This window comes from Streptomyces sp. NPDC026538 (genome assembly GCF_055567535.1).
On sequence record NZ_JBVHQG010000013.1, the window covers coordinates 85,423 to 100,335 of the forward strand.

Sequence of the window (14,913 nt, forward strand, 5' to 3'; positions counted from 1 at the left end):
CGTACGACATTCGTCTGCGAGGTCTTCCATGAACGAACTGACGGACCTGACGGAACCCACTGTTGCGGCCCACCCGGCCGACCCCGTGGCCTGGCCGCAGGACCGCACGTGCCCCTACCACCCGCCCACCGGCTACGACCCCCTGCGCGACGGCACCCCGCTGTCCCGCGTCACTCTCTACGACGGCCGCACCGCCTGGGCGGTCACCGGCCACGGCACGGCCCGGGCGCTGCTCTCCGACCCCCGGCTCTCCAGCGACCGCCGACGCGACGACTTCCCGATGCCGAACGCCCGGTTCGCGGCGGCCCGGGAGCGCCGCAAGGTCGCCCTGCTCGGCCTCGACGACCCCGAGCACCAGACCCAGCGCCGGATGCTGATCCCGGACTTCACCCTCAAACGGGCGACCGGGATGCGGCCGGCCATCCAACGGATCGTCGACGAACTGCTCGACCGGATGATCGCCCAGGGTCCGCCGGCCGACCTGGTGAGCACCTTCGCCCTGCCCGTGCCGTCCATGGTCATCTGCGACCTGCTCGGTGTGCCGTACGCCGACCACGAGTTCTTCGAGGCGCAGTCCCGGCGGTTGCTGCGCGGTCCGGAGCCCGCGGACTCCCTGGACGCGCGCGACCGGCTGGAGGCCTATCTCGGCGAGCTGGCCGACCGCAAGAGCCGGGACGAGGCGCCCGGCGACGGTGTCCTGGACGACCTCGTCCACGAGCGGCTGCGCGAGGGCGCCCTGGACCGCGACGAGGTTGTCGCGCTGGCCCTCATCCTGCTGGTCGCCGGGCACGAGACCACGGCCAACATGATCTCGCTCGGTACCTTCACCCTGCTCCAACAGCCCGAGCGGCTGGCCGAACTGCGCGCCGACCCCGCGCTGGTGCCCGCCGCCGTCGAGGAACTGATGCGGATGCTGTCCATCGCCGACGGGCTGCTGCGCGTCGCCCTGGAGGACATCGAGGTGGCCGGCACCACCATCCGCAAGGGCGACGGCGTGCTCTTCGCGACCTCGGTCATCAACCGCGACGAGTCCGTGTACGACGACCCCGACACCATCGACTGGCACCGCCCGACCCGCCACCACGTGGCCTTCGGCTTCGGCATCCACCAGTGCCTGGGCCAGAACCTGGCCCGCACCGAGCTGGAGATCGCCCTGCGCACCCTGTGGGAGCGGCTCCCGGGCCTGCGGCTGGCCGCGCCGCCGGAGGAGATTCCCTTCAAACCCGGCGACACGATCCAGGGGATGCTGGAACTCCCCGTGACCTGGTAAGAGGCTCCTGCCATGCACATCGATATCGATACGGACGTCTGCATCGGAGCCGGCCAGTGCGCCATGACGGCCCCGAACGTCTTCACCCAGGACGACGACGGCTTCAGCACCCTCCTCCCCGGCAAGGAGGACGGCGGCGGCGACCCGCTGGTCCGGGAGGCGGCCCGGGCCTGCCCGGTGCACGCCATCACCGTCAAGGAGCCGACGGGCTAGCGACCACTGGCGGTGCCTCCGGCACCGCCAGTTCCAGCCCGCGCAGCCGCGCCGGGTCGGCGAGCACCTCGTCGCCGCCACCCGGTCGGCCTGCACGGTGATCCGCAGGACGTACCGGAGCCGTCCGGGCGGGCCGGCCGCGATGGCCGCGGCCTGACCTCACCGGCCGCGCAGCAACGCCCGGGCCGCCTCGCGCGCCTCGGCCGCGGGCTGCGTGCTCCCGGTGATGCCCGCGGTCACCATCGCCCCCTCGGCCAGCAGGAACAGCGGCCCGGTGAGCGCGGCGTCCAGCCCGGCGTCCGCCACCAGGTCCGCGAGGTAGTCCCGGAACGCCTGTTTGTGGCCCCTTACCTGGGCCACCACCCGCTCGGAGGTGGCGCCCAGCTCGCCGTACGCGTTGATCCACGCGCACCCCCGGAAGTCCGCCTCGCCGAACCACCCCGCCAGCCAGTCGAAGACGGCGAGCAGCCGCTCCCGGGGGTCCGGCCGGCGCTCGACATGCGCGGCGAGCCGCTGCCGCCAGCGCACGTCCCGGCGTTCCAGGTAGGCCACCACGAGCTGTTCCTTGGCGGGGAAGAGCTGGTAGAGCCGCTTGAGGGAGACGCCGGAGGCGCCGCGTATGTCGTCCATGCCGACGGACTGCACCCCCCGTCCGTAGAACAGCCGCTCGGCGGCGTCCAGGGCCTGCTCCCGCGCGACCGCGCTGTCCATGACCACTTCCGATGGCTCCTTGACGAGAGAACGTGCGTTCCCCTACGTTAGCAGCGCCCCGGAGAACGCACGTTCTCCGCTTGAGGAGGAGACCATGGCCGACCGCCCGCCCCTGCCGCCGTTCACCCGCGAGACCGCCGCCCAGAAGGTCCAGGCCGCCGAGGACGCCTGGAACACCCGCGACCCGCGGCGCGTGGCGCTCGCCTACTCCGAGGACTCCGTCTGGCGCAACCGGGACACCTTCGTCACCGGCCGCGCCGGGATCGTCGAGTTCCTCACCGCCAAGTGGGACCGGGAGCTCGACTACGCGCTCCGCAAGGACCTGTGGGCCTTCGACGGCGACCGCATCGCGGTCCGCTTCCAGTACGAGTGCCACGACGAGGCCGGCCAGTGGTGGCGGTCGTACGGCAACGAACTGTGGGAGTTCGACCAGCACGGGCTGATGACCCGGCGCGAGGCCAGCATCAACGACGTCCGGATCGAGGAACACGAACGCCGGCTCCACGGTCCGCGCCCGGAGTCCGAGCGGGGCCTGTCGTTCCCGCTCCGGTAGCACCCGCATAGGGTTCCCGGATGACCGATGCGCCCTCGAAGCCCTTCCTCTACCTCGTCGTCTGCGGGGCCGGCATCGCCGCAGGCGTCGGCGGGCTGATCACCGCGGCCCAGGACCGCGGCTGGGAGGTCGGGGTCATCGCCACCCCGGTCGCCATGAACGGTTTCTTCGACACCGCCGAGGCCGAGGTACGCACCGGCCGTCCCGTCCGGTCGGCCTGGCGGCGGCCCTCCGACCCGCGCCCCTTCCCGGCGCCGGACGCGGTGGCCGTCGCCCCCGCCACCTTCAACACCGTCAACAAGTGGGCCGCCGGGCTCGCCGACACCCTCGCCGTCGGCACCCTCTGCGAGGCCCTCGGCCTGGGCGTGCCGATCGCCGTCCTGCCCTGCGTCGCGGACGCGCTGGCCGCCCACCCCGCCTACCAGGAGAGCCTGGCCCGGCTGCGCGGGCTGGGCGTCCGCTTCGGCGACCCGCACACCGGCGGGAACGAAGTCGACGGCCGGCGCCCCGAGTTCGCCTGGGAACGGGCACTCGACCTGCTGGAGCAGGGCTGACCCGCCCGATCACCGCCGCCGTCGCCCGGAACCTGACAGCGGACCGACGTACGCTCGGCTCTGTACGACGTGATCTCGACGGTGGGAGACAACGATGGAGTACGTGAAGCTCGGCCGCACCGGTCTGGACGTGTCCCGGATCTGCCTCGGCTGCATGACCTACGGCCTGCCCGACCGCGGCACCCACGAGTGGACCCTCGACGAGGAGGCGTCCCGCCCGCTGATCCGGCAGGCGCTGGAGGCGGGCATCAATTTCTTCGACACCGCCAACGTCTACTCGGACGGCACCAGCGAGGAGATCGTCGGCAAGGCGCTGCGCGACTTCGCCCAGCGCGACGAGATCGTCCTGGCCACCAAGGTGCACGGCCGGATGCGCCCCGGTCCCAACGGCGGCGGTCTGTCACGCAAGGCGATCCTCACCGAGATCGACCACAGCCTCGGCCGGCTCGGCACCGAGTACGTCGACCTCTACCAGATCCACCGCTTCGACCACGACACCCCGATCGAGGAGACGATGGAGGCGCTGCACGACGTCGTCAAGGCGGGCAAGGCGCGCTACGTCGGGGCGAGTTCGATGTACGCCTGGGAGTTCTCCAAGGCCCAGTACACGGCCGAGCGCAACGGCTGGACCAAGTTCGTCTCCATGCAGAACCACTACAACCTCCTCTACCGCGAGGAGGAGCGTGAGATGCTGCCGCTCTGCGCCGACCAGGGCGTGGGCGTGCTGCCGTGGAGCCCGCTGGCCCGGGGCCGCCTCACCCGCGACTGGGGCACGGTCACCGAGCGCAGCGCCACCGACAACTTCGGCAACCGCCTCTACCAGGACGGCGACCGCGCGATCGTCGAGGCGGTCACCCGCATCGCCGGCGACCGGGGCGTCCCCCGGGCCCAGGTGGCTCTGTCCTGGCTCCTGCACCAGAACACGGTGACGGCCCCGATCATCGGAGCATCGAAGCCGAACCACATCGCGGACGCGGTGGCGGCCGTCGACCTGGAGCTCAGCGGCAAAGAACTGGAGGAACTGGAGCACTCCTACGGCCCCCATCCCATCTCCGGCCACTGAGGGCCCCGTTGGGGGCGCGGGTGGTCAACGTCCGGTGGCACTCGCCGATCCGCACCGCCACCAGCACCTTGGGCGGTGCGTCGTCCTGGTGCGGCGCCTGCCGCCGGGCCCCGGCGGCTCGAAGGAGAACATGCTCGGCGCCGCCGGCACCTCCTCCCCGGACAACCCCTCCAGGATCCGGACGCGTACGCCGCGCCGAGGAGCTGATCGCCGTCGGCTCGGGCGCCCCGCACACCGTCGACTCGCCCGCCGCGCGTGTCGAGGCCGCGTCCGGATTTCCCAGCCCGTCCATTTCTACCGGGTTTTCCGCGAACGATACGGTGTCCCGCCCGGCGGCTACCGTTCCGGTGAAACGCCCTTAATACTCGCTGCTATTGGTTCACCGAGGCTGTCGGCCGTTCGGCCCGCGCAGGTCGGGCCGTGGTTCAATGGTTGGTGCGCAGGTCGTGGTGGTCCGACCCGAATCCTCGCGCCAATTGCGATGTCGATACAACGACAAACCCTTCACGCGCTCATTGACGAAGCGTCAAATCAGCGCAGACTCCGGGCAATGCGCAAAACCCCGAGATCCCTTGTTCCGCCCTGCTGGCCTGTGCAAAGGTGTGCCGTGTCGGCATGCGGAGAATTGTTTTCCCCGCATGCGCGAGGCCGCTCCCGTTCGCCCCCACGCTTCAAAAGAGCTGCCGACGGCGGACGTTCGGGCGCCGAACCCCCAACGGGCCCATCCGATCATGGCATCGGCCGGGTCGTGCACCGGTCACATACCGACTGGTATGTATCAGATTCCGCGTTGCGTCTGGAAGGAATGCCGCCGTGAATGACGCAGGCCTGGGGAATTCCCCTACCCCCGACCGGCCGTTCGACGTCACCGACGAGCAGCTCAGTGCCGAGCTCAAGCATTGGACGGGCGCCGCCCCCGCGCTGCACCCCGTCGGTGAACTCCTCGACCGGCACTGGGAAGCGGCCTTCACCTACGCCCGTCTGTGCACCGACGGGACCCGCGGCGCAGGAATGCTCACCACCGCCGCATTCACCCGGCTCTTCGGGGAATCCCTCCGTCAGGCCGGCCCTACCGCTGCCTGGCGTCCCCAACTCCTTGTCACCGTCCGCCGTATCGCCGCCGAATGGGACAACGACGGCCGCGGCGAACTGCTGCACCCCGAACTCCGCGTCGGCAAAGGGGAGCGGGCCGCCACCCGACTGCTCCCGCCCGCCGACCGGCGGCTGCTCTCCCGCGCGTTCCAGCGCCTGACCCAGTCCTCGCGGGCCGTGCTGTGGCACACCGAGGTCGAGTCGGAGCCGCTGTCGACACCCGCCGGGCTGCTGGGCCTCGACGAGCAGGACACGCGGGTCGAACTGGGCCGGGCCCGCGAGCGGCTGCGCGAGGAGTGCCTCCAGGTGCACCGCGAACTCGCCCACGAGGACGAGTGCCAGCGGTACGTCCGGATGATCGACGTGACCTTCCGGCGCGGCGGCGTCGACGTCGACCCGGACCTCCAGCAGCACCTCAACGGCTGCATCCACTGCCGGTACACCGCCGACCAGCTCCACCAGTTCAACGGCGGCCGCGGGCTCGGCCTCGCCCTGGCCGAGGCCGTGCTCGGCTGGGGCGCCCGCGCCTATCTGGAGTCGCGGGCCGGCCGCACCGAGCAGCCCGCAGAGCAGGAGGCCACGCCCGGCGGCCACCCCGCGGGCGGCGAGGCCTTCGGACCGGCGACGGCCGCGTCGGGCAAGGACCTGGTGGTGCATCCCGCCCTCTCCCGCCGCGCCAAGCAGCGGGCCGCGCGCCGGGTGCGCCGCCGCAACCTCGCCGTGGCCGTGGGCACGGTGAGCGGGCTGGTCGTGCTGCCCCTGGTGCTGTGGTCGGTGCTCGGCTCCGGCGACGGCTCCGGCTCGGCCGCCTCAGTCAAGCCCTCCGCCACGCCCGGCACCGGCACCGCCAGTTCGGGCCCGTCCTGGATCGGCACCGGCCAGACCACCCAGGGCACCCTGCGCGGACGCCTGCACAACATCGCCTCCGGCCTGTGCATCGGCGTGGTCGGCAAGAAGCCCGCCAAGGGCGCGGAGACCGAGCTCGCCGAGTGCTCCTCGGCCGCCGGCCAGCAGTGGACGTACGAGAACGACGGGCTGCTGCGCAACGGCGCCGACCCCGGCCTGTGCCTCGACTCGCACCTCGGCTACTCCGTCCAGCTCGCCCCGTGCTCGGCCGCCTCCGGGACCGGCGGCCGGAGCATCCGCTACGACTTCACCCTCCAGGGTGCCCTGGTGCCCCGCTGGGACCAGGATCTGGCGCTCGCGCCGGCCGCCACCGACGGCGGCGGCTCCCTGGTGGTCAAGACCCGGGCGAACGTCGCCTCCCAGCGCTGGGTGATGGACACCTCCCAGCCCGACCTGCAGATGCAGATCGTCAACTGGGACGCCGAGACCACGCCGACGCCGGCACCGGCCCCTTCCTCCTCGCCCACCGCCACGACCAAGGCCGCGAAGACCCCCACGCCGACGCCCACTCCGTCGGCGTCGCGGACGACGGCGCAGCCCACGCCGTCGAGCGGCGCCCCCGGCTACAACCCGTGCGAGGAGTACCCGGGGTACTGCTACGGCGGTGGCCAGTACGGCGACGGCGGCTACGGGGGCGGTGGCGGCTACGGCGGCGGCGGTGGTCACCACGGCCGATGAGCCGGTACGGGCTCAGGGGTGGGGCGGAGGCGGGGGCGGCATCGTCGTCAGGTCCGGCGCCCCCTCCGGCCACACCAGCAGCACCGGGCAGGGCGAGTGGTCGACGGCGAACCGCACCGCCTTGCCCAGGCTGTGCGGCCCCAGCCTGGACCGGTCGCCGTCCCGGGCCACGATGAGCAGGTCGGCGCCCTCGGCGGCGGCCACCACCTCCCGTTCGACGCGCCCGGTCCGCTCCAGCCGGGTGCACGGCCGCCCCAGCCGTGCCTCGGCCGCGTCCAGCAGTTCCGCCGCCGACGTGCCGCCCAGCTCCACCAGTCGCTGTTCCGGGTCCGGTTCCGAACCCGCCCGGCCCAGCAGCCCCGCGAAGGCGCCGTGCGCCAGCCCGGCCACCCCCGGCTCGGTCACGTGCAGCAGCACCACCTCGGACGCGTCCCGCGCGTAACCACGCGCCGCGTCCACACAGGCGGGCCAGGTCCCCTCGACCAGCCAGACGATCACCCGCATGTCCATGGCCTCCCGTCTAGATCCCGACCACCTGGAGCGCCCCCCACAGTGCCACCACCGCACCGGCCAGCGCGGTCGGCACGGCAAACAGCCCCAGCCGGGTGAACTCCCCGAGGTCCACCCCGTGATCGTGCTGGTGCACGATCCTGCGCCACAGCAGCGTCGCCAGTGAACCGGCGTAGGTGAGGTTCGGGCCGATGTTCACCCCGAGCAGCACCGTCAGCACAGCGGCGGGCCCGGTCTGCGCGGCCAGCGGCAGCAGCACCAGTACAGCCGGCAGGTTGTTGACGACATTCGCCAGCACGGCGGCCAGCGCGGCGATGCCGAGCAGGGCCGGCAGCCCGGTCCCGCCGGGCAGGACATGCCCGAGCGCGTCGGACAGCCCGTTGTCGACGACGGCCCGCACCACGATCCCGAGCGCGAGCACGAACGCCAGGAACGCCGGAGCGGCCGCCTTCACGACCGACAGCGGGGTCGCCCGCCGTCGTACCAGCGCCCGCCCGGCGAGCACCAGCGCGCCGGCGAACGCGGCCCACGCGGGGTCAATCCCGAACGCGGAGGCGACCACGAACCCGGCGAGCGTGCAGGCCACCGTCACCACCGCGAACAGCGGCAGCCGGGGCGGCTCGCCGGTGTCCTTCGCCCCCGGGGCCGCCGAGGACAGGTCCCGGGCGAAGAACCGCCGGAACACCAGGTACTCGGCGCCGATCGCCACCAGCCAGGGCAGCACCATCAGCGCCGCGAACCGGGTGAAGCTCAGCCCGCTCGCCGCGAACGCCAGCAGGTTCGTCAGATTGGACACCGGCAGCAGCAGCGAGGCGGTGTTCGACAGATGCGTGCAGGCGTAGACGTGCGGCTTGGCCCGCACCCCGGACCGGGCCGCGGTCGCGAACACCACCGGAGTCAGCAGCACCACCGTCGCGTCCAGGCTCAGTACGGCGGTGATCACCGAGGCCAGCGCGAACACCGCGGTCAGCAGCCGCACCGGCCGCCCGGCCGCCCAGCGGGCCATCCACGCCCCGCAGGCCTGGAACAGCCCCTCCACATCGCAGAAGTGGGCGAGGACCAGGACGGCGGCGAGGAAACCGACGACGGGCCCGAGCCGTTCGGCCTCCTCCCGGGCATGGTCCAGCGAGATCGCCCCGGTGGCGATCACCACCCCCGCCGCGGGTACGGCGAGCACCGCCTCCGGCCAGCCGCGGGGCCGGATCACAGCCCAGGCGAGGACGGCGGCGAGCAGCAGGACGGACAGGGTCTCGGCGAGCGGGCTGTTCAGGGCGCGTTCCTCGGGGCGTGATCAAGTGCGGCCCGCCCATGAAAGCAGACGGACCCGTTTACGAGGACCGGGTACCCGCTGTGCCCAGGAACTCAGCCCATCCGCCGGTCGGTTCCTGGCCCGGGTTCAGGGTGCGCAGGGTGCGCAGCACCGCCGGGTCCTGCGCCTCCAGCCACGCCATCAGCTGCTTGAACGACACGAAGCGCACGTCGTCGTACTCGGCCATCTTGCCGATCGCCTCCTCGACGGCGTCCATGTAGATGCCGCCGTTCCAGCGCTCGAAGTGGTTGCCGATGAAGAACGGCGCCCGGTTGGTGGAGTACGCCCGCTCGAAGCCGGCCAGATAGGTGTCGCGGGCCTGGGTGCGCCAGGCGTCGTACTGGGACTTGTCGCCCAGCGGGTTGCCGGCCGACTGGTTGAACATCATGTTGTAGTCCATCGACAGGACCTGGAAGGAGTGCCCGGAGAACGGTATGGACTGCAGCGGGAAGTCCCAGATGCGGTTGCCCTGCACCTTGCCCGGCCAGATCTGCAGGCCGCCGGGGGAGCTGGCGTCGTACTTCCAGCCGAGCGCGGCCGCCGTGGGCAGCAGGTTGGTCTGGCCCTCCAGGCACGGGGTACGGCCGCCGATCAGCTCCTTGCGGTAGTCGAACGGCAGCGGGTCCAGGTCGGTGAAGCCGGTGTTCGTCTTCCACTTGGTGACGAAGTCGATGGCCTGGTCGATCTCGCTGCGCCACTCGGCCGGAGACCAGTTGCGCACGCCGTCGCTGCCGCAGAAGTGCCCGTTGAAGTGGGTGCCGATCTCGTGGCCCTCCAGCCAGGCGGCCCGCACCTGCTGGAGCGTGTTGTGGATGTGCCGGTCGGAGAGGTAGCCGATCGCGGAGGCGCCGACCTCGTGCTGCGGCGGCCGGTAGAGGTCCTTCTTGGCCTCGGGCAGGGTGTAGATGCCGGACAGGAAGAAGGTCATCTTCGCGCCGTGGTCGGCGGCCACCCTGCGGAACCGGGAGAACAACTGGTTGCTGAGCTCGCCGGCGCCGTCCCAGGAGAACACCACGAACTGCGGCGGCTTGGCGCCGGCCGCCAGGCGCGTCGCCTTCGGCTGGTGCGGCTGGGCGCCGGTGTCGGCGGTGGAGCCGTCCCCGATGAGCTTCAGCGGCTTGGCCGGTACGCCGCTGCTCCTGCCGTCGCCGGCGGAACCGCCGCCGCCGCCCACCGTCCACTCGCCGTTCGAGCACCCCGACACCGCGCCCAGTGCACCCAGGGCGCCCGCCGTCGCGCCCGCCGTCAGGATCCGCCTGCGGGAGATGCCGCTCATGTCCGTCCCCGATTCCGTCGTCCCGGCCCTCGCGGGGCCTTCTTCCTGTGTGGTCGACGGGTTCGATGGGCGGGCCGGCGAAAAAGATCGGAGCCGGAGGCGCGTGTTGCACGCCTGTGACAGTCGTGGCCCGGACATGACGAACCCCGCCGCCCGGGGGAGTGGGCAGCGGGGTCCGGGTGCGGGGGATCAGGTGCCGGGCGGCCGACGTTGCGGCAGGTCAGGCACCGGTCCCGGCGCTGAGCACGGTCAGCCGGACCGAGGAGGCGTTCCCGGAGACCGGGACCGTGCCGCCCTTCCAGGTGACCTTCAGCGAGTCACGCTCGTCCGGCGGGGTGACCTTCAGCGCGGCCGGGGTCGCCGTCTTGGCGCCGCTGATCTCCGGATTGGAGAAGGTCAGCCCGGCCCAGGCGCTCTGACCGGGCTTGAGGGTGACCGTCGCGGGGGTGCTGCCGGACTCCCGCTCGGGGTCCGCACCCAGCTGCGTACCGGCGGAGTTCACGAAGGCGGCGCCGGGGAAGCCGCGGACCGTGCAGGTACGGCCCGACTTGTTGGTGAACACGATCGGGAAGTTCTCCTGGCCGGCCCCCGGGTCGTTGCCGCCCACCGAGGCGGTCAGCTCGGAGGTGTGACAGCGGCTGCCGGACGCGGTGCTGGCGGTCGTCGTGCCGCCGCCCGTCGAGGAGCCGCCGCCTGTCGACGAGCCGGTGCTCTGGGACGCCGAGGAGGATGCCGTGCCGGACGACGCGGAACCGGTGTCCGACGCGCTCGAACCCGCCGAGTCGCCGGTCGCGGGCGCGGCCGTGCCCGACACCGACTCCGGCGACTTGCCCGGGCTGTCGTTGCCGCAGGCGGTCAGGAGGCCCAGGGCGGCGACCGTGCTCGCGAGCAGGGCCGCCCCGCGCCGCAAGGACTGGGACGTGTGCGCCATGTCTCTCCACACTCCTGGATGTTCGCGGCACGCTGCGAGGCGTGCCCGAGGCGCTCCGTGCGCCGTCACTCCCATCCGATGCGAGAAACGGCGGAAAAGTTCGGGGGCACGCCGTGATTCGTCGAGTCAGGTGACCCGGATCGACCGGAGTATGCCGTCCGTGGCGGTGTTGTCCGCGGCTCCCTTCTGCCGTACCTGCACATACACCTGGGGCTGGTCGTCCCCGCCGGCCGGGGCGAGGGCCGCCTCCTGGATCGAGCCGCCGGCGCCGGAACAGTCGCTCCAGGTCCGGACCCGGCCCTTCCAGGTACCGCTCGTGAACGCACGGCTGCCGTCGTAATGGCACTGCGCGTGGGACAGGGCGTTCACCTTCGCCGTGACGTCGCCGTGCTCGGTCAGGCCGATGAACACGCCGTTCACCGCCGTGGTGAGGTCCTGCCACTCCGACACGTCGTCGGCGACCTCCAGCCCCGGCTCGTGCCCCGAGGCCAGCCCCAGCGCCTTCGGATTCCAGCCGGAGTTCCGCAGCTCGCCCGCCCACCCGGACGGCACCTCGGCCGCCACCCGTCCGGTGGAGTCGCTGACCTTCGTCTCCTCGCCCGCCGAGCCGTTCAGGTCGACCAGCGTGACCGCGAGGGCGGTACCCCCGGCCGCGAGGACCGCGGCGACCGTCAGCGTGATGACGTTGAGCCGTCGGCGGACGCCGTCCAGGCGCCGCGGCCGGCGCGCGGCCGCGGCCGCCGCCAGCCGGTCCAGCTCGTCCGCGAAGGCCTGCGCGGACGGCCAGCGCCGCTGCCGGTCCGGCTCCAGGGCCCGCATCAGCGCCCGCTGGACGTCGTCCCCGAGGTCCGGCCGCAACCGCTCCGGCCGGACGACCTGCCCGGGGGCCGCCGGCACGGTGCCGGTGACCAGCTCGTAGCCCACCGCACCCAGCGCGTACACGTCGGCCCGGGCGTCGATGCCCTCGCCCGGCTGGGCCTGCTCCGGCGGCTGGTACCCCGCCGAACCGGCGGCCAGGGTCAGCCCCGAGGCCTGCGCCAGGCTCTTCGCCAGCCCCAGGTCGGCCAGCAGCACCCGCCGGGTGCCGTCCTGCGCGGTGCGCAGCAGCACATTGGTCGGCTTGATGTCCCGGTGCACGATCCCCGCCCCGTGCAGGTCCGCCGCGCCGCGTGCCGCCAGCGCGGTCAGCAGCAGTGCGTCGGGGATCGGCAGCGGGCCCGCCCCGAGCAGATCGGCGAGGGTGCCCGCGTCGGCGTACTCCATCACGAAGTACGGCCGCCCGTCCGGGAGTTCGCCGATGTCGTAGACCTGCACCACGCGCTTCGAGTCGGCCCGGCGCAGCAGCCGCGCCTCGGACAGGAAGCGGTCGTGGATGTCGAGACGGTGGGACCAGTTGTCGGCGAGCACCTTCACCGCCACCGAGGCGTCCAACTGGTCGTCGTGGGCGAGCCAGACCGTCCCGAAGGCACCGGTGCCCAGGCGCCGTTCGAGGCGATAGCGGCCGATCCGCTCCAGGGGTTGCATACGACTATCATGCCTGGCCTGAGATCGACTTCGAGGGGGACCTCCCGTGCCGGACGCCGCGCTGACCGAAGACCTCGCCCGGCGGGCCGCCGCCGGCGACCAGCTGGCCCTGAACCAGCTGCTGACCGAGGTCTGGCCCGACGTCGTACGACGCTGCGGACGGTTTCTGCCGTGCCGGGAAGATGCCGAGGAGGCGGCCCAGGACGTGCTGCTCCAGATCTCCCGGAAGATCTCCACCTTCGAGGGCCGCAGCCGCTTCAGCACCTGGCTGTACACGGTCGTCGCCAACTGCTCCCGGCAGAAGTACCGGGACCTGAAGCGACGGGCGGCGGAGCAGCCGGCGGACATCGAACCGGCCGAGCACGTCGATCCACGCACCACCAGCGTGATCGCCGGCTCCCGGATCGATCTGCTGGAGGCGCTGGACCGGCTGGAGCGGGAGCATCCTCTGCTGGTCGCGCCGCTGGTCTACCGGGACATCTGCCAGCTGGACTACGCGGAGGTCGCCGAACGGGTCGGGATTCCGCTGGGAACGCTGAAGTCGCGGCTGCACGAGGCGCGCAAGCAGGTCCGGCCCTGGCTGAGCGCGCCGTGACGGGAGCGGCAGGCGCGCCGAGAGCAGGAACGGCGGGCGCGTCGTGACGGAAGCGGCAAAAAAATAGGGCAAGGAGTTCAGTCGCTCCTCGCCACTCTTAACTTATAGCGCACAGGGGGGCTTGCGGCAAGGCCCCCCTCGTCCCGCAAAATCGCAGGCCGAAGCCAGAACCAGCGGTATTTGGGGGATTCACCACGTGCGTGTGTTGTTGATGGGATACGGGTCGCGCGGGGACGTCGAACCTATGGCGGGACTCGCGTCGGCGCTGCGGGAACTCGGCGCCGAGGTACGGGTGTGTGCCCCGCCGGACCAGGAGTTCGCGGAACTGCTGGCCCGGGCGGGCGTGACGCATGTGCCGTTCGGGCCTTCGGTGCGCTCGGTGGTGACCAGGCCGAATCCGCAGCCGTCGGACGCGTTCCGGCTCGCCGCCGAACTGGTCGCCGCGCACTTCGACGCGGTCGCCGCGGCGGCCGAGGGGTGCGACGCGGTGGTGGCGAGCGGCCTGATGCCGGCCGGGGTGCGGTCCGTGACCGAGAAGCTGGGCATCCGGTACGTCTTCGCGTGCCCCCACCCGTTCGGGATGCCGTCCCCGCACTTCCCGCCGGCCGGCCGCCCGGGCCGCCCGGCACCGCCCGACGCGGACCTGCGGACGCTGTGGAAGGTGGACGCCGAGCGGGTGGACGCGCTGTACGGCGAGGCCCTGAACACCCATCGGGCGGCCATCGGGCTGCCTCCGGTGGACGACGTCCGTGCCCACGTCCTCACCGACCGGCCGTGGCTGGCGGCGGACCCGGTCCTCGGACCGTGGCAGGACCTGACGGACTTCGACCTGGTACAGACGGGCGCGTGGCTGCTGCCGGACGAACGCCCGCTTCCGGACGAGCTGGCGGCCTTCCTGGCGGCCGGTGAGCCGCCGGTGTACGTCGGCTTCGGCAGCATGGCGATGCGCGGCGCGCCGGACGCCGCCCGGACGGCCGTCGAGGCGGTGCGCGCCCAGGGCCGCCGGGTGCTCGTCGGACGCGGCTGGGCCGACCTCGCCCCCGTCGACGGCCGGCCCGACTGCCTCGCGATCGGCGAGGTCAACCACCAGGCGCTGTTCCGCCGGGTGGCCGCCGTCGTCCACCACGGCGGGGCGGGCACCACGACGACCGCCGCCCTGGCCGGCGTGCCCCAGGTGATCGTCCCGCAGATCGTGGACCAGCCGCACTGGGCCGCCCGGGTGGCCGAGCTCGGCATCGGCGCGGCCCACGACGGCCCGACCCCGACCGCCGACTCCCTCTCCGCCGCGCTCACGACCGCCCTCGCCCCCGGGACCCGGGCCCGGGCGACCGCCGTGGCCGCCGACATCCGCACCGACGGCGCGACGACGGCCGCGAAGCTCCTGCTCGAAGAGGCCGACCAGGAGACGCTGCCCGTCTCCGCGTGAACCGTGCGGAAGCGGAGCCGCCCGCACCCGCGCCCGCCACCACCGGACGAGACCGGCCGGAAGCACTGCCTGTCTCCGCTCAGACGACCAGGAGACGCCGCCCGTCTCCGCGTGAACCGTGCGGAGGCAGAGCCGCCCGCACCCGCGCCCGCCACCACCGGACGAGACCGGCCGCAAGCACCGCCCGTCTCCGCACAGACGACCAGGAACCAGAGCCGCCCCGCCTGCCGCCGAGCCCGGCACCTCGCAGGGAAGCGGTGCCGCCCGCACCAGCGGGTGTGTCCCCATCCGTCAAAGAACCA

Annotated in this window: 14 protein-coding genes; 8 read left to right on the top strand and 6 right to left on the bottom strand. The window is 72.6% G+C overall.

Features of this window, described 5'->3' with window-relative positions; translation table 11 throughout:
- Window positions 1–28 precede the first annotated feature (28 nt).
- Together ACZ4N4_RS38730 and ACZ4N4_RS38735 are read left to right on the top strand one after the other, a co-directional pair.
- Entirely contained in the window at window positions 29–1,270 is a 1,242-nt protein-coding gene (locus ACZ4N4_RS38730; RefSeq protein ID WP_467597813.1) for a cytochrome P450, read from the top strand.
- 12 nt (window positions 1,271–1,282) lie between these two features.
- Window positions 1,283–1,483: a ferredoxin gene (locus ACZ4N4_RS38735; RefSeq protein WP_453567014.1), complete on the top strand. Its 201-nt coding sequence runs from the start codon at window positions 1,283–1,285 to the stop codon at window positions 1,481–1,483.
- 159 nt (window positions 1,484–1,642) lie between these two features.
- Here ACZ4N4_RS38735 and ACZ4N4_RS38740 read toward each other — a convergent pair whose 3' ends face one another.
- Window positions 1,643–2,194, bottom strand: a complete 552-nt coding sequence (locus ACZ4N4_RS38740; protein ID WP_453567012.1) for a TetR/AcrR family transcriptional regulator — start codon at window positions 2,192–2,194, stop codon at window positions 1,643–1,645.
- Between the two features lie 94 nt (window positions 2,195–2,288).
- Between ACZ4N4_RS38740 and ACZ4N4_RS38745 the strand changes: the two genes are divergently transcribed.
- The 4 genes from ACZ4N4_RS38745 (at window position 2,289) to ACZ4N4_RS38760 (ending at window position 7,040) form a co-directional block, all read left to right on the top strand.
- Window positions 2,289–2,747 carry a nuclear transport factor 2 family protein gene (locus ACZ4N4_RS38745; protein WP_467597816.1) on the top strand — a complete coding sequence of 153 codons (459 nt, stop codon included), beginning with the start codon at window positions 2,289–2,291 and terminating at the stop codon, window positions 2,745–2,747.
- A 20-nt stretch (window positions 2,748–2,767) separates the two neighbouring features.
- On the top strand, window positions 2,768–3,301 hold the full coding sequence (locus ACZ4N4_RS38750) for a flavoprotein (RefSeq protein ID WP_467597819.1): 534 nt from the start codon (window positions 2,768–2,770) through the stop codon (window positions 3,299–3,301).
- A 94-nt stretch (window positions 3,302–3,395) separates the two neighbouring features.
- Window positions 3,396–4,364, top strand: a complete 969-nt coding sequence (locus ACZ4N4_RS38755) for an aldo/keto reductase (protein ID WP_467597822.1) — start codon at window positions 3,396–3,398, stop codon at window positions 4,362–4,364.
- A gap of 813 nt (window positions 4,365–5,177) precedes the next feature.
- The gene (locus ACZ4N4_RS38760) at window positions 5,178–7,040 is read left to right on the top strand and encodes a ricin-type beta-trefoil lectin domain protein (RefSeq protein WP_467597825.1); all 1,863 of its coding nucleotides are present in this window, start codon (window positions 5,178–5,180) and stop codon (window positions 7,038–7,040) included.
- Between the two features lie 12 nt (window positions 7,041–7,052).
- Here the strand turns inward: ACZ4N4_RS38760 and ACZ4N4_RS38765 are convergent, their stop codons facing one another.
- From ACZ4N4_RS38765 to ACZ4N4_RS38785, 5 genes are all read right to left on the bottom strand, one after another.
- Complete coding sequence (locus tag ACZ4N4_RS38765; protein ID WP_453567425.1) at window positions 7,053–7,544, bottom strand: universal stress protein; 492 nt, start codon at window positions 7,542–7,544, stop codon at window positions 7,053–7,055.
- A 16-nt stretch (window positions 7,545–7,560) separates the two neighbouring features.
- Window positions 7,561–8,820 carry an arsenic transporter gene (locus ACZ4N4_RS38770; RefSeq protein ID WP_467598172.1) on the bottom strand — a complete coding sequence of 420 codons (1,260 nt, stop codon included), beginning with the start codon at window positions 8,818–8,820 and terminating at the stop codon, window positions 7,561–7,563.
- A 58-nt stretch (window positions 8,821–8,878) separates the two neighbouring features.
- Complete coding sequence (locus ACZ4N4_RS38775) at window positions 8,879–10,135, bottom strand: polysaccharide deacetylase family protein (protein ID WP_467597828.1); 1,257 nt, start codon at window positions 10,133–10,135, stop codon at window positions 8,879–8,881.
- A gap of 220 nt (window positions 10,136–10,355) precedes the next feature.
- On the bottom strand, window positions 10,356–11,066 hold the full coding sequence (locus ACZ4N4_RS38780; protein ID WP_453566995.1) for a DUF4232 domain-containing protein: 711 nt from the start codon (window positions 11,064–11,066) through the stop codon (window positions 10,356–10,358).
- 126 nt (window positions 11,067–11,192) lie between these two features.
- Window positions 11,193–12,590 (bottom strand): serine/threonine-protein kinase, encoded by a 1,398-nt coding sequence (locus ACZ4N4_RS38785; RefSeq protein WP_467597831.1) that lies wholly within the window; start codon window positions 12,588–12,590, stop codon window positions 11,193–11,195.
- A 46-nt stretch (window positions 12,591–12,636) separates the two neighbouring features.
- Between ACZ4N4_RS38785 and ACZ4N4_RS38790 the strand changes: the two genes are divergently transcribed.
- Complete coding sequence (locus ACZ4N4_RS38790) at window positions 12,637–13,185, top strand: RNA polymerase sigma factor (protein ID WP_360493992.1); 549 nt, start codon at window positions 12,637–12,639, stop codon at window positions 13,183–13,185.
- 196 nt (window positions 13,186–13,381) lie between these two features.
- Entirely contained in the window at window positions 13,382–14,611 is a 1,230-nt protein-coding gene (locus ACZ4N4_RS38795; protein ID WP_467597834.1) for a glycosyltransferase, read from the top strand.
- The last annotated feature ends 302 nt before the right edge of the window (window positions 14,612–14,913 follow it).